Here is a 21,925-nt window from a genome sequence, read left to right on the forward strand (position 1 = left end):
AAATCAGTTAATACAGATCATCCAAGGACATGCCCAGATATTTGCGCACGGCACGGTAGGAACTCAGGAAGCCGATTCCGCACCCCAGTACCACCATTAGCAGCAGCAGTGCGCCTATGAGCCGGTCGTCGCGGAGCACACGCAGGTCGGCTACCTGCAGGTAGGCATATTGAAGCAGTGCCAGCAGCAGCAGGCCCGCCAGAATGCCACTCGCCAGGCCCTGCCACGTGGCGCGGTTCAGGAACGGGCGCTGAATGAAAAACGGAGTAGCTCCTACCAACTGCATGCTTCGGATGAGGAAACGCTGCGAGAACAGGGCCAGCTTAATTGTATTGTTGATAAGCACCGTCACGACAAATGTCAGCACTACTGCAAACCCCAGCAGCACCAGACTCAGCTTGCGCACGTTCTGGTTGATGGAACTGATGAGGCTCTGCACGTACTGGACTTCATGCACGCCCGGCTCGGCTTTCAGTTCCCGCTCAATACGGCCCATCTGCAGCGAATCGGAGTATTCGGCGTTGATTTTCAGGATGTATGCGTCGCGCAGCGGGTTGTCGCCGAGAAAATGCTGAAAATCCTCGCCAGTCTGCTCGATGAACTGCTTCGCACCTTCCTCCTTGGACAGAAACCGCACCTGTGCCTTGCCGTCGCGCTGGGCAATGTAGGGCTTGCGGGCGAAGTCCTGCTGCAGGCGCAGCAGCTCCGTGGCGGGCAGGTTACGTTCCAGATAAACCTGCATTTCAATGTTCTCCTTCACTAAGTTGGAGAGCTTGTGTGCATGAATCAGGAGCAGCCCAAACAGCCCAATAACCAGCAACGCCAGCGTGATGCTGAACACCACCATTGTGTGGGGGTAGCTACCTAGCTTTTTCTTGCGGGTCGGGCGGGGTTGGGCCATAGAAGGGCAAAGGTAACAAAGGAGTGAAGGTAAATGAGAGAAAGAACGCCGTGCAGCATTTGGTCTGCGTATTAGGTGCTTTCTCGTCTCATCCCACCTCACATATTCGTCCGGGGGTCATCATCTACGTTCAGGACTTCGCGGGCTTTGCGGGCGTTCAGCTCGCGGCGGCGCAGGTGCTTGCGGGCGAATAGCTCGCCCAACGAGTCGAACTGCTCCGTGTGTACCAGCGAAACGCCGGCACGGGCCTGGTTTTGGCCGTTGCTCAACCCAATCAGGTCGCGCGGAGTCGTTTCGTAGCGCAGCTTTGCCCGGAACTTGCCGTCGGCTCGCAGGTAGTACTCTAGGCTTAGGTCGCCGATGATGGACGCGTTGTTGTTCACAGACGTCGTGACGCCCGTGGTGGCATCCGTCACGACCCCGTTATTGAAGCCGCCATCCCGCGTTACGCGCAGCCGGCCATTCAGAAAGGAGTAGCTCAGGCGCACCTGCAGCGCCTGGAGCTGCTCGGCCGAGATACCGTTGAAATTGAAGCTGATTTCCAGATTGGGGTCGAGCTGCGAAGTAAGAGCGCCGAGCTGGGTGCTGATAATCTGGCCCAGGCTGTTGCCAAACGCGTTGTTCTGACCCTGAAACGAGGTAATCGATGACAATGAAGCGGCAGGAGCCAACTGCTTAAATACCACGAGGCTGAACACCTGCCGGCTCAGTTCCTGCTCATCGTTCCGCAACGACGACAGAAACGGTACCAAGTCGCCTTCCAGCGACGATGGAATGTCGTTGAACTCCAGATTCAGCTTGATAACCGGTAGTAGCAGCGGACCGGTTAGGTTCATAACGGCCGTGACGGGTACAACGGCGCTGTTGCTGGCCAGGATAGGGGAGAGGGACGTGCGCTGGGTGTAGGCTGCCGTCACGTTCATTTCGCCGGCCAGCGGGTCGCCGTTCCAGGAAATAGTACCGCCCGGTCGCACCACAAATTCCTTGTTGACGAGGCCCTGCAGCGTGAAATTATAGGCGCCCCGCACAATCTCAATCTGCCCGAACATGTTGAAGTCGCCGCGGGTGTCGATGTTGAGACGGAGCCGGCCCGCCGCCGTACCCCGGATAACGTCGCCGGTGCTTTCATCGAGCAGAATCTCCACATAGGCATCGGGCGTCACTTCCAGGTTCATATTCAGCCGGATGCCCGAGAGGTCTACTTTTTCCTGCACCCCTACCGGAATAGGCGTGCGCGCAGTGTCGGTGAGGTTGCGGTTGACGAAACGGATGTAGCTGGCTTTCTCGGCGCGGGCGGCATTATCGAGTGGCAGCGAAAGGCGTGTGCCGGGCTCCGATTTAGCCTGCACATTCACTACCAAGTTGTCAGAGGGGCCATTCACACGGGCTGTGCCGGTAGCATAGGCCGTACCGAAGTACAGCTCGTTGTCTTTGCGGGTGGTATTGAGAACCAGGAGTTTGCGAAACGAGGCCTCCAGTGCCAGCCGCATGTTCTTGAACCCGTCGTGGAAAATGTCACCGTTGACGGTACCAGAATTGCCCAGCGGGTCCTTCACCTTGATGTCGCGCAGCGCAATCCGGTCGTCCGTAAACCGGATCCGGTCGGCAAAGGTGTAGGTGGTACCCAGATAGATAAACGTGAGCTGTCCGTCACTCACATCAATGGTGCCCGTGAGGTGCGGCTGACTGAAGCGCCCTGCCAGCCGCAACGTCCCGACGGCCGTGCCGCCCAAGTCGCGAAACAGGGTTTTGAGGAACGGTTCAGCCAGTTTCACCGGAGCCTGATCGAGCACGGCCGTCAGGTTGAGTTGGTCGTCCTTGCGGTTGGGGGCCAGCGTGCCTGCCACCCGCACCACGCGGCTGCCGTCGCGCAGCACATCCAAGTCTACCAGTGCCTGGCTGGCCCGGTTGTCCCAGCTGCTTTTGCCCTGCACGTTGCCAATCAGGACATTATCAAAGTGTAGCGAATCGACGGTGAGTGTGGAGTTGATGGCCAGCGGCCCGTACACGCCACTCACGGTGCCTTCGGCATTCACGCGGCCCGTCATGTTCTGGGTAGTGAGCGAAGTAAGGGTCGCTAGCTCCAGGTCTTTCACCGTCAGCTTTAGCTGCTTGGCAGAATTTTGGGAGATAAATCCTTGTGCACTTACACTTTGCGCTCCATTGCTTAGGCTCAGGTTCTGAATGTCGAATTCCTTGCCTTTGCCCGAAATAATGACGGAATTGTCCTGTGCAATCGTCCAGTCCTTGCCCAGCAGGTTCACACCCGATTGCCGGAATACCACCTGCACCGCATCGGGCAGGAAGGAAAGCGCGCCGTTAATCTGGGCTTTATTAGTAGTATTAGTCTGGGCCAGCGCCGTTGAGAAGTTGATGCGCTCCTGGTCCCACACGCCTTCCACGTAGAAACCTTCGGTGCGGCCCAGCCCCGGCAGCACCTGCCGCTCCGACGTAATGTTGGCCTGCGCCAGCACTTCGGGCCGGTAGGGCAGTTTCGACGTGTTGAATTCGAAGGCCGTGCGGTAGGTACGCACGCTGTCTACTACCAGCGTATCGAAGCTGCCGCCGAGCTGTAGAATGGACGTTTGCCCGTTTCGGAACGAGCCGTCGATGCGCGAGTAGTTCGCTACCCGCAGCCCTGGCATAAAGAGCTGCAGCATCGGATTAGGCTTTTTCAGATACAGGTCCAGGTCGATGGCGTACTCCGGAATAGTCCGCTGCCGCTTGCGGCGGTAATAGTCGGCAATAGCCGCGTCGTTGCTCTCGAAGTTGAGTTGGTACTCGGTCAGCAGCACCTGCGTGCTCCGGATTACCTCCGTGAAATCGAAGTTGCCGGTGGCCGTCAGGTTGAGTACCTCCGAGCGTACGGCCAGTCGGCGCTGAGCTGCTGTCCGCTCACTCACCACGTCCAGCGTATCCACCAGCACAGTGCGGCCGGCATAGCCTACGCGCGAGTTGCGCAGCTTGATGCGGCCAATCAGCGCGTCCAGGGTCAGGCCCTGAAACTTCACATCGGCGGTGGTGGCTACTACCACGCTCTGTTTCGTTAGGCCCAGCGCCCGTAGGTCGGCGCGGCGGATGCGGGCCCGCACGTCAAACGCCTGGCGCTTTTTGTTCAGGTCGATGGTACCATCCGCATCGAACTGCAGGCTAGGGTCGTTGGCGGCAATTTTGCCCGTAAATGACTCCCGGCTGAAGCGGCCGTTGGTCGTGATGTTGCGGTAGCGGTAGCCGTTCAGCCAGATACTCTGTATGGTGGCATTGGCTGTTAGGCGGGCGCCTTCCGGCGTGAATCCTACGCCCTGTATCCGGCCATTAAACGTCACGTCGCGCACCACATTCTCCTGGCCCAGCAGCTTGCCCAGCTGAAAGCCGGTGGTGCGCACGTCGCCTTCATAGGACGAGTAGCGCGGGTCGTTCTTGAATTTCAGGTTGACGTCGGATACCACCGAACCCAGCGCGGTCTGGAACGAGCCATTGGCTACAAAGTCGTTGTAGAAGCCCAGAAACTGCCCTTTCAGCTTCACGATGCCCAGCCGCTGCACGTAGGGCCAGCCCGATGCCGGAATGTATTTGCGGATGTCGCGGCCATCAATCACGGAGGGCTGCAGGCGCATTTCTACGAAGCTTTCCTTCAGGTTGGGCAACCCTTCCACGTTGATGTTGCCCACGACGCGCGTGTTTTTGCCGTAGGTAATGTCGAGGTTTTTGGTCGTGAAGTTCTTCACATAGCCCTTGGCCTCGCCCGAAAGCAGCACGGTCTCCTTTAGGTCGCGCATGAATGGCTGCGGTGCGAAATGCGCAATATCGTCGGAATAGATGCGCGACGGATCCAGCCGCGCCACTACTCGCACCGAGTCGTTGAAGTCGGCGAAATTGAGGAAGTGCTGATACTCGAAGCGCAGATAGTTGCGCAACTGGCTGTTGCCGATTCGCAGGTTCAGGCCCGCAAATTCCCAGAACTTGCCCGCATAGGTCATGTTGGCCGTCAGCTCGCGCAGGCGGGTATTGGATGGTGTGTCCACAGCCCGCAGCCCGTCAATTTGGGAGTGAATGGTGTCGCCGCGCAGCCAGATTTGTGAGAAATCGGCATAGATGCTGTCAATCTGCATGTGGGCGTAATCCATCGAGCGGCCGTAGTACGGCTCCCGCGGCTTGTGCCGGTCGTCGAGGATGAAGCGCCCATTGCGCAGGCCAATAGCGTTGATTTTGAAGTCGAAGGGCTTGCTGACCTTCGTGGTGTCAGAAGGCCCCACCAGCCGGCGGATGGCGCTCAGAAACTCCGACAGGTTCGTGGAATCGGGCTGGTCCTTGTATGTCACCAGTGCAAAGCGCGGCTCTTCCAGCGTGAGCTTGCCTACGTGCAGGTGGCTGGGGTCGAAGATGCTGAACAGGCTGATATCGGCATCAGCCCGGCCTACGCTGAACAGTTCCTCGCCGCGCCGGTCTAGCACCCGGATGCCTTCTAGCAGTACCCGCGAGAAAGGCCGCACATCTACCCGGCCCACTATCACCTTCTGGCCCAGCTTATCGGTCAGGATTTCGGCGGCTTCCTGGGCCAGGCGCGTTTGTACGCTGGGCACGCGCAAGGCCACCAGTGCGCCCACCACCGCCAGGGCCACTACCAGCACCAGGGCCAGCAGCACTTTCAGCAGAATGGAAACGAAACGTGGCACGGCAGCAGAAAAAAAGAAGATATGGGAGCGAAGATACGGGTTGGCAGTTGCCTGCACAGATGCAAACGACCGGGCTGCGGTTGCCGCAAGAACGAAGCCATGGGCCTGCGGGTTGACTACAACACAGCGTCTTTCGCAAACCAACCTACCCAGGTTGTTGGTTTTAAACGAACTTTGCAGCTGTTTCTGCTGCCGCTTTCCAACTAAGTACCATGCATCATCCCACTATTCTGGCAATTGAATCTTCCTGCGACGACACGTCGGCCGCCGTGCTAGTAAACGGCGAAATTCGCGCCAACGTGGTGGCCACGCAGCAGGTGCACGAGCAATATGGCGGTGTGGTGCCCGAGTTGGCCTCGCGCGCCCACCAGCAGCACCTGATTCCGGTCGTGAATGCCGCCCTGCAAAAAGCCGGCGTTGCCCGCCACGACCTCGACGCCATAGCCTTCACCCAGGGCCCCGGCCTGCTGGGCTCGTTGCTGGTGGGCGGCATGTTCGCCAAAACGCTGGCGCTGGCGCTGGGCAAGCCGCTGATTGCCGTAAACCACATGCGGGCCCATATTCTGGCACATTTTATTGAAGAGCCCCGGCCAATATTTCCGTTTCTGTGCCTGACCGTAAGCGGCGGGCACACGCAGCTGGTCGTCGTGAAGTCGGCGCTGGAGATGGAAATCATTGGCCAGACCATTGACGACGCGGCCGGCGAGGCCTTCGACAAAACGGCCAAGCTACTCGGCCTGCCGTATCCGGGCGGCCCCCACCTCGATAAGCTGGCCCGCGAAGGCAACCCCACCCGTTTCCCGTTCCCGGTAGGGGCCATGCCCGGCTACGATTTCAGCTTCAGCGGCCTGAAAACCGCCGTGCTCTACTTCCTGAAAAAGGAAACCACACAGAACCCGGATTTCGTGCAGCAGAATCTCGCCGACCTCTGCGCCAGCATCCAGCACACCATCATCCAGACGCTGCTGCGCCAGTTGCGCCGCGCCGCCGCCGACAACGGCCTGACCCAGATTGCGCTGGCGGGCGGGGTTGCGGCCAACTCTGGTCTGCGCCAAGCGCTGCAGGACGAGGCCGCCGTGCAGGGCTGGCAAGTATTTATTCCGGCCTTCCAGTATTGCACCGACAATGCCGGCATGGTGGCCAAAACCGCCGAGTTTCAGTACCAGGCCGGCGACTTTGCCACTCAGCTCGTTAGTTCCGACCCGCGCCTGAAGCTGGTGTAGATGGAGAACTGATGATGCGTAGCGCTATTCTTACGTAGATTAATTCGCAACCTTGCCGGCCGCATTTGCGAATCCTGCTCACGCCGCCGGTCAGGCGGCTCCTTTTCTTATGGCTTCCAAAAAAGACGACGCGCCCAAGCGCATCAATATTCAGAACCGCCGCGCCAGCCACGAATATGTGTTCTTGGCCAAGTATGACGCGGGCATCATGCTGCAGGGCACCGAAATCAAGAGCATCCGGGAAGGCAGCGTGCAGCTGCAGGATGGCTTCTGCACCTTCCATTCCGACGGCAGCCTGTGGCTCAATCAGGTAACCATTGCCAAATACACCGAAGGGACATACAACAACCACGAACCCATGCGGGCCCGCAAGCTGCTGCTCAACAAGCGGGAACTAAAGCAATTGGCCAACAAAAACCAGGAGCAGGGCCTCACCATCATCCCGATCCGCATGTTCGTCAGTGACCGGGGCTTCGCCAAGGTGGAAATTGCGCTGGGCAAAGGCAAAAAGCTATTCGACAAGCGCGACGACCTGAAAGCCAAAGACCAGAAGCGCGAAATGGACCGTGCCCGCGACTATTAGGCACCATTCTCGGCCGGTTACAACTGTTGCCAGAAGTGGTAGTTTCGTTCCTGCCCCCGAATTGCCACCTTTGTCGTCTCACTATCATTAAGTATTCCTTTGGAACACGGAATCTGCGCCCTGAGTGTTGTGCCGGTGCGCGCTGAGCCTACTGATAAGGCTGAAATTATTACGCAGCTCATTTTTGGTGAGTGCTACTCCATTTTGCTTGTGCAGGGCCAGTGGATTCAGGTAAAAACCGCTGCCGACCAGTACGTGGGCTGGATGGATGTGAAGCAGCACACGCCTGTGAGCAGCGAGTACATGGCGGCGTGGCAGGCGCAGGACCACCCGCGCACCCTCGATGTGGTGCAGATAGTGAGCTGCCCCAACACGCGTATTCCGGTGCAGCTGGGCTCCCGGCTGCCGTTTTTTGATGGCATGACGCTGCGCCTGGGTGAACAGCAATTATTTTACAACGGCGCCGCTACCAACCCCCAGAACGGCCACGGCCCGCACGGCCCCGTAGACCAGCGGCTGCGGCTGTTGCAGAAAATGGCCCTGACGTACCTGAAAGCACCCTACCTGTGGGGTGGCAAAAGCCTGTTTGGTATTGATTGCTCGGGGCTGATGCAGCAGCTATACGGGCTGATTGGGGTGCAGCTGCCGCGCGATGCCCGCCAGCAGATTGATCTGGGTCAGCCAGTACATTTCGTGGCCCAGACGCTGCCCGGCGACTTGGCTTTCTTCGACAATGCAGATGGCAACATCGTGCACGTAGGGCTACTACTCGAGGACCAGCAGATTCTGCACGCCAGCGGCGAAGTCCGGATTGATCCGCTCGACCACAACGGCATTTTCAACCGCGACCGGCAGAAGTACACCCACAAGCTGCGGCTCATCAAGCGGATTCTGGCCGAGGACTAAGTCGGCCGCCAAAACGTGCCGGATACAACAGCTAACAGCCAGAAACTAAACTCCTGAGCTGTTGTTAATGCGCTTAGAATCATCTAGCTTTCGCTGAACCCGATGATTCCTTCCTAAGCGCGTATGGATCAAAAAGTCTTAGTCCTTAATGGCGACTATACCGCCATTACGTTGTGCAGTGTACAGAAAGCTTTCGTGCTGCTGTTTCTCGACAAAGCCGAGATGATAGCCCGCTCAGAAAACGGCGTTTTGCGCACCGTTAGCACAACGTATCCTAAGCCCAGCATCATCCGGCTGCAGCGCTACGTGCGCGTGCCCTACAAAGGCATTGCCCTGAGCCGCCACAACATTATGAAGCGGGACCATTTTGAGTGCCAGTATTGCGGCTCCACCAAAAACCTGACCCTGGACCACGTGCTACCCCGCTCCCGTGGCGGCGACAGTAGCTGGGGCAACCTGCTGACGGCTTGTGCCCGCTGCAACCATGCCAAAGGGCACCGCACCCCGCAGGAGGCCGGCCTCACGATAAGGCAACACCCCAAAAAGCCCACCTTATCGGGCTTTCTGAAGCTGAGTGCTGGCACTATAGACCAAAACTGGCACGCCTATCTTAACCACTGACGCCGGGAGCTATAGATTGCCGGCTTTTTTGTGGGGTGCCTGAGCCCAATTTTGGCTCTGCAAAACAGCAGCCGTGCAACCGTAAGTGCAGAACTAGCCTCCTAGAGCAGAATCATTCGTTACCTCCATGAAAAACAGCCTGCTAGTTCTCCTTATCTGCCTGATTTGTCTTGGCTTTGCTTCCTGCAAGAAAAACTCCGATGCAGATCCTGCAGTGAGCATTCGGGTAAAGAATACCAGCCAGTATCGGTATGATAGTGTCTATGTCTCAACTCTGGGAGGCACCAGAGCTTACGGCCCGCTAGAGGCCGGCAAAAGCTCCGACTATAAAACCTTTACCTCCGCTTACAGCACGGCGGCTATTCGGGTGGTGCTGGATGGCACTAGTTGGCAGCTGACTCCAATTGATTACGTGGGCATGTCGCCTCTATCAGCCGGGGAATACACCTACGCCATCAGCGTAGTTGACTATGGTCAGCGCCGACTTGGCCTAACGTTTGAGCAGCCCTGATAGGTGTTTTTTCACAAGAAAAGCCCGGCCTCTGAAAGTAAGAGGCCGGGCTTTTCTTGTGAAGGCGGAACGCAATCCGCTAGCTATTCTCGCCGCTCCTGACGGTGCCACTGGTTGCAAAGTCAATCAGGTCGCGGTTGAGCTTGTCTTTTTCGGTGATGAACAGGCCATGTGGCGCACCATCATAAGTGATATAGGTGGCGTGCTTCAGGTGCTGGTTCATTCGGTCGCCACTGTTCTTGATGGGCACTGTTTTGTCGTCTTCACCATGAATAACGAGGGCGGGCACGCTGATACCTTCCAGGTCGCGGCGGAAGTCGGTTTCGGCAAACGCATGGCCGCAGGCTACTGTTGCTTGGTGCGAGCCGAGTGAAGCCATACCAAACGACCAATCCAGGACACCCTTGCTGACGGGGTTGCTCAGGGGGCCTTCGCCATAAAACTGCTTGCCGAAGGTTTGCAGGAAATCGAACCGGTCCTTGGCTATGTTTTTCTGGATGTCATCGAAAACCGACTTATCTACACCGTCGGGGTTGTTATCGGTTTTGAGTAGATAAGGCGTCACGGCTGATACAAATACCACTTTGGCCACGCGGGCTCCGCCGTGGCGGCTCATATAGCGGGCTACTTCGCCGCCACCCATCGAGAAGCCCACCAGCGTCACGTTCTGCAGGTCCAGCGTATCGAGCACGGCTTTCAGGTCGTCGGCCAGCGTGTCGTAGTCATAGCCTTCAAACGGCTTCGACGAGTTGCCGAATCCGCGCCGGGTGTATGCTACCACACGCAGACCATGTTTCGGTAGCTCACCGAGTTGGTAGGTCCAGGCTTCGTGGCTCTGGGGCCAGCCATGGATCAGGACTACAGGCGCGCCTTTGCCTTGGTCAGTGTAGTGTAGTTTGATTTCTTGGCCATTAGCGTCTTGGCCTGCCTTGATGTAGCTCATAGGTAAGTGAATGTTAGCTGTGTGCGTTTAGATGTCTGTACATACGCCACAGAACGGCTACGGATAGCTAATGCACAATATTTTGTACCCAACGTCCAAATTCCTTTCCTTTGACCAGATGAGTTTCATTTCTGCCTTCCCCAGAGCTTCGGCCCGAGTTTCGGCGCTACTGCTGAGTAGTTGGCTGGTAGCTTGCCAGTCCAACTCCGATTCCCAATCTGGCGCTGCCACTACACCAGCGGACAAACCGGACAGTCAGTCTGCAGCAAGTGTGGCCCGTGACTCGCCGGGTGCGTGGTATCGGCAGTACCGGGGCGTGCTGCCCGGCAGTCCCGACAGTATCACATTGCAGCTGCAGGCGTGGCCTCGGACCAGCAGCGGAGACTCAGAATCGACGGGCCTGGCCGCCAACTACGCCGGCCCCGATGGCCATACGTTTGAGCTTTACGGCGGAACCAGTACAGCTTCTGATAGTATCAAGCTCACCGACAGCACCCCTGAACACGCCGGCCCTGACTATGCCACTAGTATTGCGTGGCGGCTCAAGCTGCAGGGCACTGAATTGCTGGGAACGGTAGGCGGCCGGCCCGTACGGCTGCGCCAGGTACAGCCAGCTGGCAGCATGCAGCTGAATTCGCGCTATTTCATCGATTCGGTAGCGGCCTTCCCCGAGCTACCAGGCACACCCTATGCACACCAGCGTATGCTGGCCGTGTTGCCTGTAGGTGGCACGTCGGCCACGGCTCAGGCTACGTTGCGCGACAACCTGTTGCGTGGCCTCCGCGACGATACCGTAGACACCAAGGCAGTACCGCAACTGGAGGAGCTATGGAGCCAGCAGAAGCAGCGCTACACCACCGATTACCGCCAAGATGCTGCCGCCAGTAAACCCGCGCCCGGCGACACGACTTCGCCAGAATTTGGTATCGGGCTTCGTTATGATGAGCAGCAGCTCATGCATGTCCTCTGGAACCAGGCTCCGTTGCTTAGCATTGGCTATTACAACTACAGCTATACCGGCGGTGCGCACGGCCTGTACGGTACCACAGTCGCCACCTTTGATACCCGCACGGGCCGCCGCCTTCGCTACGACGACATTTTCCGGGCTGGCACCAAAGCACAGCTCACTACGCTGCTCGATAATGCCGCCCGTCGCACTTTCCGGTTGGCCCCCAATGCCCCGCTGGATAAGACATTGTTCGTGAAGCAAATGCCTGTTACTCGCAACGTGTTCCTGACCAGCGGCGGCGCTACGTTCATCTATACTCCCTACGAAGTAGCCTCCTACGCGCAGGGCGAAATCCGTTTGTTCGTGCCGCTGTCGGAACTGCAGCCACTGTTAAAGTCTGGCCTGCCCGTGCCCAGTGGGGGAGAGGTGACGCGGCCGTAGACTGCCATTGTGCGGGAGTATAGTTTCCTGTAGTCATTGCGGTTGTACATAATCAAGGCGTATGGCACTAATTGCGGGTGAACCGGCTTTAGAAGCGGTATATTTACCGGAAGTTTCCATTTACTGTTTTTCATGCACGCACCCAAATTCGCGGCCTCCCGCTCATTCCACCAAGAGTTGAAGCGCCGTACCAACGCTTACTTTCAGGAAGCCGGCAAGGCTACCACCGGTGATACCCGCCTGTTCGCGAAAGCCATAATCCTGACGGTTGCCTTTGTGGCCGTATATGTGCACCTCGTGTTCCTGACGCCGCCTACCTGGCTGGCCCTGGCCGAGTGCGCACTGCTGGGCCTGATTGGCTCGGCCATTGGTTTCAATGTGATGCACGACGGGGCTCACGGCTCATTCAGCAAAAAGCGCTGGGTGAATCAGTTTGCCTCGTTCACGCTGAACGTGCTGGGTGGTAATAGCTTCATGTGGAACGTGAAGCACAACCTCATCCACCACATGTACACCAACGTGGACGGTATCGACGACGACCTGGACGCGCAGCCTTGGCTCCGGTTGAGCTCTACGCAGCCGCGCCACCGCTTCCACCGGTTTCAGCATCTGTACTTCTGGTTTTTCTACGCGCTGCTGTTCATTGCCTGGGTTTTCTTCATGGACTACCAGAAGTATTTCAAAGGCAAAGTAGGGGAGATGCCGCTCAAGAAAATGACGGCTACCGACCAGGGCGTGTTCTGGGGATTCAAGGCGCTGCACCTGTTCCTGTTTGTCGCGTTGCCCATTTATACCACTGGTTTTGTGGCTTGGCTGCTTGGCTTTATGGTATTCACAACGGTAGTAGGCTTCACGATGAGCATTGTGTTTCAGCTGGCGCATACCGTAGAGCACACGGCCTTCCCGATGCCCGATGAAATTACCAACAAGCTCGAAGACGAGTGGGCAATTCACCAGATCAAGACGACGGCCAACTTCGCTACCGATAGCAAAGTCATCAGCTGGCTGGTAGGTGGCCTCAATTTCCAGGTCGAGCATCACCTGTTCCCGACCATCTCGCACGTACACTATCCAGCCCTGAACAAAATCATTCGGCAGGCCTGCCAGGAGTTCGGTGTCGAGTACAACGAGTACCCCAAGATGCGCTATGCGGTGGCTTCGCATGTAGCGCACCTGCGGGAGCTGGGCCGGAAATAAAAGCCGGAAGCTGCACTTTATAGCCGCCGCTCCCGTTTAACCAAGTGACTCCTGTAAGGCGTCGCTGACGGATAAACCCATTCGTTTGGGTTTCCGGCAGCGGCGCCTTCCTTTTTTAGTAGCGTACGGTTCCGGCAAGGTGCAGGAGCCGGCTGTGTCTGCCGAAAGGTGAGCTACGGCACTCTTTGGGCCACTTTGGCGGCCCAGAGCCACTAGTGTACTCCCTTCCTGTATGGCACTGCCCAAATTTGCCGCCCCGCGGTCCTTCCACGCTGACCTGAAGCGTCGTATCAACGAGTATTTCGAACAGGCCGGCACGGCCTCCACTGGCAACTTTAGCCTGCTCAGCAAAGCTGTGCTGCTGGCTCTGGCTTTCGTGGGCTTGTATGTGCACCTCGTGTTCTTCACGCCGCCCACAGCCTGGGCCTTGCTGGAATGCGTGCTGTTTGGCGGTACCATTGCCGCCATCGGCTTCAATGTGATGCACGACGGGGCCCACGGCTCGTTCAGCCAGTATAAGTGGCTGAACAATTTCGCTGCTTTCACGCTGAACGTGCTGGGCGGCAGCAGCTACATGTGGAACGCTAAGCACAACCTCGTGCACCACACCTACACCAACATTGAAGGCCACGACGACGACATCGATATCCGGCCCTTCATGCGCATGACCCCCGACCAGCCGCGCCACGCGCTGCACCGGTTTCAGCACCTGTACTTCTGGTTGCTGTACTGCATGCTCTACATCTCTTGGATTTTCGTGATGGACTACCAGAAGTACTTCTCGCGCAAAATCGGGAACATGCCGCTCAAGAAAATGGCCCTTTCCGACCATCTGGTGTTCTGGGGCTTCAAGGTGTTCAATCTACTGCTATATGTGGTGGTGCCCATCTATATGGTCGGGTTCCTGGGCTGGCTGGCCGGTTTCGCCGTTACCACCTGCTTCGCCGGACTGGTGCTGAGCCTTGTATTCCAGTTGGCCCACACCGTAGAAGCCACGGCTTTCCCAATGCCCCACGAAACCACCAACAAGCTCGAAGATGAGTGGGCCATCCACCAGATCAAGACCACGGCCAATTTCGCTACCGAAAACCGCCTGATTAGCTGGCTGGTGGGCGGGCTCAACTTCCAGGTCGAGCATCATCTGTTCCCCAAAATCTCCCACGTCCATTACCCCGCCATCAGCAAAATCCTCAAGCAGGTATGCGGCGAGTACGGCGTGGCCTACAACGAGTACCCGAAGATGCGCTACGCCGTGGCCTCGCACGTGGCGTTTCTGCGCCAGATGGGGCGGGCTTAGAGTAGCTAACAGAACTATATTTAGGAGTCATGGCAATATGACTCTTTTTTTATGGTAAACGTGCGAACACACCTAAGGGTGATTTTGGGATGGGGTAGCTTAATGGTCACAACTAGTTGTGACCATAATTTGGAGCCCAAAAAAGCAGTCGAAATAGCTTCTGGACAAGTAAAGCTGTCATTGCCACAAAGCTGGTCGTCACATGAAGTATTATCGGTTTTTCCGCCTGATTGTGAAATATGCTCTGGAAGTGAATATGAGGAGATATTTAGAATTAAGAACGGTGCTGGCGTTAGGATTACAGTGATGATCTTCCCAGGAGGAGTAGTAAGCGTTCCTTCCAGTAAGGATGAAGTTTTTGGGATAAAAGAGAAGAACCCTGGTTGCATTATAGGGGATACTATTTCTGAAAATAGGCAGGGGTACAAGTACACCAGCATATCTTACAGGCAGGTAGATAGTACAATGCCTTACTATTACCACGTATCAACTAAGTGGTCGGGGCCTTATAGAACAGTGGTGGCTCATTTCGGTGGGAAAGACACAAAAGACTTCTGGGAAACGGTAGCAGAGATTCAGAAGTCAGTGCGTATTAATCCGGCGTTTTTGAATACCGCGAAATTGTAGCACATAAGCTTCTCGCAATCCTGCCCCAAACTCCGTATCTTTGCGCCCCCGCCAGGGTGGCGGGCCGGCGCGTTTGCGCTGTGTATCAAACAAAAACGCGTTCCGGAGGCGGGCCCTGCGCCGGACGTGTACACGAGGGCCAATGCTAATATCATGGCAGAAGTAGTAGACAACTTCGACTGGGACAATATCGGAGCCAACAGCTTCGGCGGTAACTATACCGCTGAGCAGCGCGCCGAGATGGAGCAGATGTACAGCGAAACGCTGACCACTGTCCAGGAGGAAGAAGTAATCAAAGGCACCGTAGTTGGTATCACCGACCGCGACGTAATTCTGAACATAGGCTTCAAATCCGATGGTCTGGTGCCTCTCTCCGAATTCCGCGACCTGACCGACCTCAAAATCGGTGACGAGGTAGAGGTATTCATCGAGGACCAGGAAGATGCCAACGGCCAGCTCATCCTGAGCCGCAAGAAGGCGAAAATCAAGCAGGCTTGGAAAGCTATTTACGACGCTTTGGAGAACGATACCGTTCTCGAAGGTGTAGTAAAGCGCCGCACCAAAGGCGGTCTGATCATGGACTTGGACGGCGTAGAAGCCTTCCTGCCCGGCTCGCAGATCGACGTGAAGCCTATCCGTGACTTCGATATCTATGTAGGTCGTCGCATGGAAGTGAAAGTGGTGAAAATCAACGCCGCTTTCGACAACGTGGTAGTTTCGCACAAAGTGCTCATCGAGAAAGACCTCGAGAAGCAGCGCGAAGCCATCCTCAACAACCTGGAAAAAGGCCAGATCCTCGAGGGTGTTATCAAGAACATGACCAACTTCGGTGTGTTCATCGACCTTGGTGGCGTAGACGGTCTGTTGCACATCACGGACATTTCGTGGGGCCGCATCGCTCACCCGAGCGAAGTACTGCAGCTCGACCAGAAGCTGAACATCGTAGTTCTGGACTTCGACGAAGCCAAGAAGCGTATCAGCCTCGGTCTGAAGCAACTGACTCCTCACCCATGGGATTCGCTCGGCGCCGACATGGGCGTTGGCTCGAAGGTGAAAGGCCGTATCGTGAATGTTGCCGATTATGGTGCGTTCATGGAAATCATCCCTGGCGTAGAAGGTCTGATCCACGTTTCGGAAATGTCCTGGAGCCAGCACCTGCGTAACCCGCAGGACTTCATCAAGCAGGGCGACGTAGTAGAGGCTCAGATCCTGACCCTCGACCGCGAAGACCGCAAGATGAGCCTCGGCATCAAGCAACTGAGCGAAGATCCATGGACCCGTGGCGACTTCGGCACGAAGTACGCCGTAGGTACTAACCACAACGGTCTGGTGCGCAACCTGACCAACTTCGGCCTGTTCGTTGAACTGGAAGAGGGTGTGGACGGCCTCGTGCACGTTTCGGACCTGTCGTGGACCAAGAAGATCAAGCATCCTTCGGAAGTAGTGAAGGTGGGTGACCGTCTGGACGTAGTAGTTCTCGAACTCGACGTGGCTAACCGTCGTCTGGCCCTGGGCCATAAGCAGTTGGAAGAAAACCCTTGGGATACGTTCCAGACGGTATTCACTCCCGGCTCGGTGCACAAGGCTACCATCACGGAGAAAACCGACCGTGGCGCTGTTCTCGAGCTACCCTACGGTATCGAAGGCTTCGCATATCCTAAGTCGCTGGCCAAAGAAGATGGCTCGCAGGCTGAGAACGGCGAATCGCTGGACTTCCGCGTTATCGAATTCTCCAAGGATGACCGTCGCATCGTGCTGTCGCACAATGCCGTGTACAACCAGCAGGCAGAAGAAGATAGCCGCGCTTCGAAGTTCACGAAGAAGAAGCCGGCCGGTGGTGCCGCTGCTGCACAAGGCGAAGGCAAACTGAGCGACCTGAAGAAGCCCACAACGGCTGAAAAGTCGACCCTCGGTGACCTGGATGCTCTGTCGGCACTGCGCGACAAGATGATGGGCAATGAGCGCCAGGCTGGCGAGCAGAAGCTGTCGACGAAAGCGGCTCCGGCTGCTGAGGCTCCGGCCACGGAAGAAGCTCCTGCCGAAGGTGGTATCGTAGCCGCTGTAACCAGCGCTGCTTCGGCCGCTATCGACAAGGTGAAGGAAGTTGCTGGCGACGCTGTAGAAGCCGCTTCGCACTCCGGCATCGTGGAGAAAGCTAAAGAAGTTGCCGGTGACGTAGTTGACAGCGTGAAAAACGCCCTGTCGAGCGACGACACCAACAAAAAAGACGAGGAGAAAGCCTAAGCTTTGTCAATCGTTAGCGTAAAAGAAGGCCCCGGCGCAAGTCGGGGCCTTCTTTGTGCGTATGCAGCGCGCCAATGGGCCAAACCATATACAGTGGGTGCAGAAATTTTTCCGCACTATCCCAGTAACTTACCGGCCATAGCATGAAAAGCTGGCCGGTGGCATTGGCAGAACTCAGATTAAGCCGTATGTTTGCATCCCCAAACCACTGGTGACGTGACCGAGTGGCTAGGTAGAGGTCTGCAAAACCTCCTACAGCGGTTCGAATCCGCTCGTCACCTCTTCGTTTCAAGGCCCGCTGCAAGACAAGTGCTTGTAGCGGGTCTTTTGATTTACGGCTGTTTTTTCGGGCATTCACTGGCGGAGTAGGAGGGAAGTGAAGCGCTTTTACACTGCTCCTTTAGATACTCCGCCCGGATTCTGCGTACATGACTTTCCTGGCTGAGTAATCAGGGCCCCCGATAGGAGGTGTTTTGCGGAAATAATTCAGGACTAGCGGCTAATGAAATTTACGCTGTATGGGTATCTGGTGGCGCTGACCATGGCGGTTACTCCACTAACGTATTGCCAGGCACAGGACACCCCGACGCCGACAGACACTCTGCGAAAGTTTGAGAATCCAGCGGGTGTTTCGGCGCCCGTGAAGCAGCCGTGGTACAAAAGCAAAGTGGTGAAAGCTACCATAGTGCCGGCAGTGCTTATTGGCTACGGGGCATACACTTTCAACGGGGGCGGATTCTATACCAACCAGCAAGCCAACCGCGACATTCATAAGCTGTTCCCAACCTACCGGACCCGGCTGGATGACATCTTAATTATCGCGCCCTACCTAGAGCTGGGCGCGGTGGCGCTGGCCGGAGTAGAGACGCGTAACGACCGAATCAACGTGGGCTTGGTTGTGCTGAAGAGCGAGATATTCATGCTCACCACTGTGTTTGCGATAAAGAATCTCACACGGGAAACCCGCCCCGACGGCTCCGATAACCTTTCGTTCCCATCGGGCCATACGGCTCAGGCGTTTCTGGCAGCCAGTATAGTACACAATGAGTTCCGCGACAAAAGCCAGTGGTATGGAGTGGGAGCATACACTATTGCGACCAGCGTAGCAGCCCTACGCATGATTAATAACAAGCACTGGCAAAGCGACGTGGTAGCAGGAGCCGGGATGGGCATTCTGTCGGCGCACGTCGGCTACCTTACGCACCGCAACCGGTGGGGCCGCAAGCCGCGTCTGCCGGAGGGCATGAGTTTTAACCCTACGTGGGTGCCGGGCCCCGGCGGCGGAATGGCAATGGGCATGGTCTGGCAGCTACGCTAGTCCACGCCTACAGGGCCTCTTACACTGTTCCTCCTTTCCAGCGACGCTATGTGGTGGCTGTACGCATTACTTTCTGCCTTCTTCGCCGCCCTGACGGCCATATTGGCTAAAGTCGGCGTTAAGGGAGTCGATTCAAATCTGGCCACGGCTGTCCGTACCGTTGTGATTCTGATACTCGCTTGGAGCATCGTTTGTTTCCGAGGTGGTTTGTCAGAGGTGCACACACTCACGCGGAACAACCTGCTTTTCCTGGGCCTTTCAGGACTGGCTACGGGGCTTTCGTGGGTCTTCTACTTCCGGGCGCTGCAACTCGGGCGGGTTTCGCAGGTGGCCCCGGTTGATAAGCTGAGCGTGGCGCTGGCCATTGTACTGTCGGTAGTATTTCTGGGAGAGAAACTCACGTGGCAGACCGCGCTGGGAGCTGGGCTCATCATAGCAGGGTCGCTGGTACTGATTAGGACGTAATGCGCACAGCGTACTTCGGTAATGTCTCACTTTTGCTAAGTGCTCCTAGGGGCCATGCTGGCAGGGTAACTAGGGTATCGGGCGACTACCTCCACGGCTGCACAGACCGGGCATTGACCAGAAAGCTTGCTGCGTAAGCGCGCTGCCGCATTTTTTTATCTGACCGCCCATCATCGACAGCAGAATATAAATGGTTGAGCGTGTGAGCGAAGAGCAGAACTGGGGCGTCAAAACGCAAAATGACAGGCGTGCTGGCTTTACAGGCTCAAATCCCTACATTTAACTCCGGCGTACAATCCGCTCGACTTAGTTTCCACTTCCTCCTCCATATGAAGATTATTGACCTCCGCACAATGCGCGGGCCCAGCTACTGGTCCGTCAAACACTACAAGTTGATTGTACTGAAAGTGGATATGCAGGATATGGCCGAAACGTGGTCAAATGGGGTGTCAACGCTAGCCGAACAACTGCCGAAACTATTGCCGGAACTGGGACGCCCGGCACCTGCCGAATCTGAAAAGTCGGTGCTGAAAAACCCTCCTCTCACCCAAGACCAACTAGCCGATGGAGAGCCACTGGGCCATGTCATTCAGCACGTAGCGCTGGCCCTGCAGCGTATGGCCGGTATGCCCGTGTATTGGGGTAAGTCGTACCCTGCCCACCAGGAAGGCGTGGAGTTTGTGGTATTCAGCTACCAGGAAGAGCGCGCGGGCCGTATGGCTGCCGAAGCCGCTGTGCAGCTTGTGGACGACCTGTGCCATGGCCGGTCCGTGAACGTGAAGCCCATTGTAGATGAACTGCATGAAATCCGGGAAGATGAGTTCTTCGGCCCCAGCACCTGGAGCATTGTTTCGGAGGCTGCCTCGCGCAATATTCCGTACATCCAGCTCAAGAACAGCAACATCATTCAGCTGGGCTACGGCGTCAACCAGAAGCGCATCTGGGCCACGACTACCAGCAATACTTCGCACGCCGGAGTAGAGGTAGCTGGCAATAAGAACCGCACCAAAGCCATGCTCAAGGATGCCGGGGTGCCCGTGCCCAATGGCACGACCGTGTATTCGGAGGATGGCTTGCGTGATGCCGTGGAAGAATTGGGCTTTCCCATCGTGACCAAGCCGCTCGACGGCAACCACGGTAAGGGCGCCACGATTCGCATTATGAACTGGGATGATGCGGTGGAAGGACTGAAAGCAGCCCAGAAATATTCCCGTGCCGTTATTGTAGAGCAGTTTGTAGAAGGCCACGACTACCGGATGCTGGTAGTGAACGGCAAGCTCATTGCCGCCGCCAAGCGTACTCCAGCTGCCGTTATCGGCAACGGCAGCAGCACTATTCAGCAGCTAATTGATAAGGTAAACGAGGACCCGCGCCGGGGTGTAGGCCACGAGAAGGTACTCACCAGCATCAAAGCCGACCAACACACCCAGGACTTGCTTAAAAACCAGGACCTGACGCTAGAAAGTGTGCTGCCAGCCGGTCAGGAACTGTATCTGAAAAGCACAGCCAATATCAGCACCGGTGGTACCGCCACCGACGTAACGGACTTGGTGCATCCTTACAACGTGCTGCTGGCAGAGCGAGTGGCCGGCATTGTGGGCCTTGATATCTGTGGGATTGATCTGCTGACTTCAGACATTGCTATTCCGCTGAACGAGACGCGTGGCGCCGTTATTGAGGTGAATGCTGCCCCCGGTTTCCGGATGCATATCTCACCAACTGAAGGTCTGCCCCGCAACGTGGCGGCTCCGGTAGTTGATATGCTGTTCCCGCCCGGTGCCACGGCCCGTATTCCTATTTTCGCTGTAACGGGCACCAACGGCAAAACCACTACCTCGCAGCTGCTGGCGCACATTGTGGCTTCCAAAGGCTACAAAGTCGGCTTCACGACGACCAACGGTATCTACATACAAGGCGTGCAGCTGCAAAGCGGCGACTGTACCGGCGGCCAGAGCGCCGAGTTCGTACTGAAAGACCCAACAGTAAACTTTGCGGTATTGGAAACGGCACGCGGCGGTATGCTCCGCTCGGGCTTAGGGTTCCACACCTGCGACGTGGCTATTGTGACGAACGTGGCGGCCGACCACCTTGGCATGCGCGACATCTATACCGTGGAGGAAATGGCCGCCGTGAAAGGCGTACTGCCCCGCACGGTGCGCAAGAACGGCTGGGCGGTGCTCAACGCCGATGATGACCTGGTATACGCCATGCGCGAGAAGCTGGACTGCCGCGTGGCGCTGTTCAGCATGAACGAGCACAGCCCTAGAATCCGGGAACACGCCGAAAATGGCGGGCTGGCGGCTGTGTATGAGGAAGGCTACATTTCCATCTACAAAAACAGCTACAAGCTGCGCGTAGACCGGGCCGCCGAATTCCCGATTACGTTTGGCGGGCGGGCCACCTTCAACATCGAAAACTCGCTGGCGGCGGCGCTGGCCTGTTATTGCTACGGCTTCGATAAGGACGACATCAAGCAGGCATTGCGCACGTTTGTGCCTTCGGCCGCAAAAACGCCCGGCCGCATGAACCTCTATAAGTTTCCGCAGTTTGAGGTGATTGTGGACTATGCGCACAACACGCACGGCATCAGCAAATTTGCCGAGTTTCTGAATGCTACCGAAGCCACACACAAAGTCGGCGTCGTGTCGGGCCTCGGCGACCGTCGGGACGAGGATACGCTGAGCTTTGCCCGAATTGCCGGCCAGATTTTCGATGAAGTAGTGCTTCGCCAGGACCGCGACCTGCGTGGAAAAACGAAGGAGCAGCTCAAGGAAATCATGGAAAAAGGCCTGCGGCTTGATGTGCCTGACTTGCCCATCACCTACATCGAAAACGAGATGGAGGCCATCGACCATGTATTGGCTACCGCCAAACCTGGCTCTATTGTAGTGCTCTTTACCGAAGACATCAAAAACACCATCAGGAAGCTCGATGAGTTTGAAGCATCCTTAGGAGCCTAACCAGGCGGACATCCCGCCTGAACTACTACCAAACAACAAGGCCCGGTTACATAGCCGGGCCTT

Annotated in this window: 16 protein-coding genes and 1 tRNA gene; 14 read left to right on the forward strand and 3 right to left on the reverse strand. The window is 56.8% G+C overall.

What is annotated here, in order from left to right:
* Positions 1-7: 7 nt before the first annotated feature.
* Together H4317_RS05695 and H4317_RS05700 are read right to left on the reverse strand one after the other, a co-directional pair.
* A complete protein-coding gene (locus H4317_RS05695; RefSeq protein WP_185889178.1) occupies positions 8-901 on the reverse strand; it encodes a cell division protein FtsX in 894 nt (297 codons plus the stop codon).
* A 98-nt stretch (positions 902-999) separates the two neighbouring features.
* Entirely contained in the window at positions 1,000-5,577 is a 4,578-nt protein-coding gene (locus H4317_RS05700; protein WP_185889179.1) for a translocation/assembly module TamB domain-containing protein, read from the reverse strand.
* Between the two features lie 212 nt (positions 5,578-5,789).
* On the opposite strand from H4317_RS05700, the gene tsaD reads away from it, so the two are divergent.
* The 5 genes from tsaD to H4317_RS05725 all read left to right on the forward strand — a co-directional run bounded on the left by tsaD (position 5,790) and on the right by H4317_RS05725 (position 9,421).
* Positions 5,790-6,800 (forward strand): tRNA (adenosine(37)-N6)-threonylcarbamoyltransferase complex transferase subunit TsaD, encoded by a 1,011-nt coding sequence (gene tsaD / locus H4317_RS05705; RefSeq protein ID WP_185889180.1) that lies wholly within the window; start codon positions 5,790-5,792, stop codon positions 6,798-6,800.
* 109 nt (positions 6,801-6,909) lie between these two features.
* Positions 6,910-7,383, forward strand: a complete 474-nt coding sequence (gene smpB, locus H4317_RS05710) for an SsrA-binding protein SmpB (protein ID WP_185889181.1) — start codon at positions 6,910-6,912, stop codon at positions 7,381-7,383.
* Positions 7,384-7,482: 99 nt separating this feature from the next.
* Positions 7,483-8,289: a C40 family peptidase gene (locus tag H4317_RS05715; RefSeq protein WP_260625835.1), complete on the forward strand. Its 807-nt coding sequence runs from the start codon at positions 7,483-7,485 to the stop codon at positions 8,287-8,289.
* Between the two features lie 123 nt (positions 8,290-8,412).
* Entirely contained in the window at positions 8,413-8,910 is a 498-nt protein-coding gene (locus H4317_RS05720) for an HNH endonuclease (protein ID WP_073283537.1), read from the forward strand.
* 127 nt (positions 8,911-9,037) lie between these two features.
* Positions 9,038-9,421 (forward strand): hypothetical protein, encoded by a 384-nt coding sequence (locus H4317_RS05725; protein WP_185889182.1) that lies wholly within the window; start codon positions 9,038-9,040, stop codon positions 9,419-9,421.
* Between the two features lie 79 nt (positions 9,422-9,500).
* Here the strand turns inward: H4317_RS05725 and H4317_RS05730 are convergent, their stop codons facing one another.
* Positions 9,501-10,364, reverse strand: a complete 864-nt coding sequence (locus H4317_RS05730; protein WP_185889183.1) for an alpha/beta fold hydrolase — start codon at positions 10,362-10,364, stop codon at positions 9,501-9,503.
* A gap of 118 nt (positions 10,365-10,482) precedes the next feature.
* On the opposite strand from H4317_RS05730, the gene H4317_RS05735 reads away from it, so the two are divergent.
* The 9 genes from H4317_RS05735 (at position 10,483) to cphA (ending at position 21,862) form a co-directional block, all read left to right on the forward strand.
* On the forward strand, positions 10,483-11,754 hold the full coding sequence (locus H4317_RS05735) for a DUF3298 and DUF4163 domain-containing protein (protein WP_185889184.1): 1,272 nt from the start codon (positions 10,483-10,485) through the stop codon (positions 11,752-11,754).
* 132 nt (positions 11,755-11,886) lie between these two features.
* Positions 11,887-12,951, forward strand: coding sequence for a fatty acid desaturase family protein (locus H4317_RS05740; protein WP_185889185.1), 1,065 nt, complete (start codon positions 11,887-11,889; stop codon positions 12,949-12,951).
* 232 nt (positions 12,952-13,183) lie between these two features.
* Positions 13,184-14,248 carry a fatty acid desaturase family protein gene (locus H4317_RS05745; protein WP_185889186.1) on the forward strand — a complete coding sequence of 355 codons (1,065 nt, stop codon included), beginning with the start codon at positions 13,184-13,186 and terminating at the stop codon, positions 14,246-14,248.
* 129 nt (positions 14,249-14,377) lie between these two features.
* Positions 14,378-14,875 carry a fibroblast growth factor gene (locus H4317_RS05750; protein ID WP_185889187.1) on the forward strand — a complete coding sequence of 166 codons (498 nt, stop codon included), beginning with the start codon at positions 14,378-14,380 and terminating at the stop codon, positions 14,873-14,875.
* A 153-nt stretch (positions 14,876-15,028) separates the two neighbouring features.
* On the forward strand, positions 15,029-17,119 hold the full coding sequence (gene rpsA, locus H4317_RS05755) for a 30S ribosomal protein S1 (RefSeq protein WP_260625836.1): 2,091 nt from the start codon (positions 15,029-15,031) through the stop codon (positions 17,117-17,119).
* 210 nt (positions 17,120-17,329) lie between these two features.
* A tRNA-Cys gene (locus H4317_RS05760) sits at positions 17,330-17,400 on the forward strand.
* A gap of 221 nt (positions 17,401-17,621) precedes the next feature.
* On the forward strand, positions 17,622-18,437 hold the full coding sequence (locus H4317_RS05765; protein ID WP_185889188.1) for a phosphatase PAP2 family protein: 816 nt from the start codon (positions 17,622-17,624) through the stop codon (positions 18,435-18,437).
* Between the two features lie 48 nt (positions 18,438-18,485).
* Positions 18,486-18,902, forward strand: coding sequence for an EamA family transporter (locus H4317_RS05770; RefSeq protein WP_185889189.1), 417 nt, complete (start codon positions 18,486-18,488; stop codon positions 18,900-18,902).
* Between the two features lie 329 nt (positions 18,903-19,231).
* Positions 19,232-21,862 (forward strand): cyanophycin synthetase, encoded by a 2,631-nt coding sequence (gene cphA / locus H4317_RS05775; RefSeq protein ID WP_185889190.1) that lies wholly within the window; start codon positions 19,232-19,234, stop codon positions 21,860-21,862.
* Positions 21,863-21,925: the final 63 nt, after the last annotated feature.

The organism is Hymenobacter sediminicola (assembly GCF_014250515.1).
In the GTDB taxonomy this organism is placed as follows: Bacteria; Bacteroidota; Bacteroidia; order Cytophagales; family Hymenobacteraceae; genus Hymenobacter; species Hymenobacter sediminicola.

Excerpts from the sequence above, each read along its gene's own strand:
- H4317_RS05730 (WP_185889183.1), bottom strand. The coding sequence starts at position 10,364 with ATGAGCTACATCAAGGCAGGCCAAGACGCTAATGGCCAAGAAATCAAA.
- H4317_RS05725 (WP_185889182.1), top strand. The coding sequence starts at position 9,038 with ATGAAAAACAGCCTGCTAGTTCTCCTTATCTGCCTGATTTGTCTTGGC.
- H4317_RS05740 (WP_185889185.1), top strand. The coding sequence starts at position 11,887 with ATGCACGCACCCAAATTCGCGGCCTCCCGCTCATTCCACCAAGAGTTG.
- cphA (WP_185889190.1), top strand. The coding sequence starts at position 19,232 with ATGAAGATTATTGACCTCCGCACAATGCGCGGGCCCAGCTACTGGTCC.
- H4317_RS05720 (WP_073283537.1), top strand. The coding sequence starts at position 8,413 with ATGGATCAAAAAGTCTTAGTCCTTAATGGCGACTATACCGCCATTACG.
- smpB (WP_185889181.1), top strand. The coding sequence starts at position 6,910 with ATGGCTTCCAAAAAAGACGACGCGCCCAAGCGCATCAATATTCAGAAC.
- H4317_RS05695 (WP_185889178.1), bottom strand. The coding sequence starts at position 901 with ATGGCCCAACCCCGCCCGACCCGCAAGAAAAAGCTAGGTAGCTACCCC.
- H4317_RS05765 (WP_185889188.1), top strand. The coding sequence starts at position 17,622 with ATGAAATTTACGCTGTATGGGTATCTGGTGGCGCTGACCATGGCGGTT.
- rpsA (WP_260625836.1), top strand. The coding sequence starts at position 15,029 with ATGGCAGAAGTAGTAGACAACTTCGACTGGGACAATATCGGAGCCAAC.
- tsaD (WP_185889180.1), top strand. The coding sequence starts at position 5,790 with ATGCATCATCCCACTATTCTGGCAATTGAATCTTCCTGCGACGACACG.
- H4317_RS05745 (WP_185889186.1), top strand. The coding sequence starts at position 13,184 with ATGGCACTGCCCAAATTTGCCGCCCCGCGGTCCTTCCACGCTGACCTG.
- H4317_RS05770 (WP_185889189.1), top strand. The coding sequence starts at position 18,486 with ATGTGGTGGCTGTACGCATTACTTTCTGCCTTCTTCGCCGCCCTGACG.
- H4317_RS05735 (WP_185889184.1), top strand. The coding sequence starts at position 10,483 with ATGAGTTTCATTTCTGCCTTCCCCAGAGCTTCGGCCCGAGTTTCGGCG.